Annotated in this window: 1 protein-coding gene; it reads right to left on the bottom strand. The window is 41.3% G+C overall.

What is annotated here, in order from left to right; translation table 11 throughout:
• Positions 1–693: tandem-95 repeat protein (locus H4J76_RS20330; RefSeq protein ID WP_182231145.1), on the bottom strand; the 693-nt coding region annotated here is incomplete at both ends.

The following is a 693-nucleotide window of genomic DNA, read 5'->3' as shown; positions in this document are numbered from 1 at the left end:
GTGTCACCAGCACCATCGGTAACTGTATATGTAATAACAGGAACAGCACCGTTGAAATTATCATTAGGTGTGAAGGTATAACTACCATCGGTATTTAAAGTTAACTCACCTTCAGTGAGAATAACGGTATCACCTGCATTATACGTATTCCCACCAACCGTAAAGCTCGTTACCGTGAGTGGACCATCGGCTGTTTCAGCATTATCAAGGATATTACCTGTTGCGGTTGTATCTTCTGCGACAGTGACATTCTCATTATAATCGCTCAGATCAGAAACTGGTGTCACTGAAATTGTTAGCGTAGAACTTTCGGTATCACCAGCACCATCTGTGACAGTATATGTAATAACGGGTACAGCACCATTAAAGTTATCATTCGGTATAAAAGTATAACTACCATCTGCATTTAAAGTGAGTTCGCCTTCAGCAAGACTTACCGTGTCACCTGCATTGTACGTATTACCATCAACAGTAAAGCTGGTGACAGTTAGTGGACCGTCTGCTGTTTCTGCATTGTCTAAAACATTGCCTGTGGCGGTTGTATCTTCTGCAACAGTGACAGTTTCATTATCATCACTTAAATCAGAAACCGGTGTTACTGAAATGGTTAGGGTAGAACTCTGAGTGTCACCTGCACCGTCAGTAACAATGTAAGTAATTAGAGGAACAGCACCATTAAAGTTATCATTCGGA

Source organism: Colwellia sp. BRX9-1, assembly GCF_014077195.1.
Classification (GTDB): domain Bacteria; phylum Pseudomonadota; class Gammaproteobacteria; order Enterobacterales; family Alteromonadaceae; genus Colwellia_A.
This window is presented reverse-complemented; position numbering and strand designations above follow the sequence as displayed.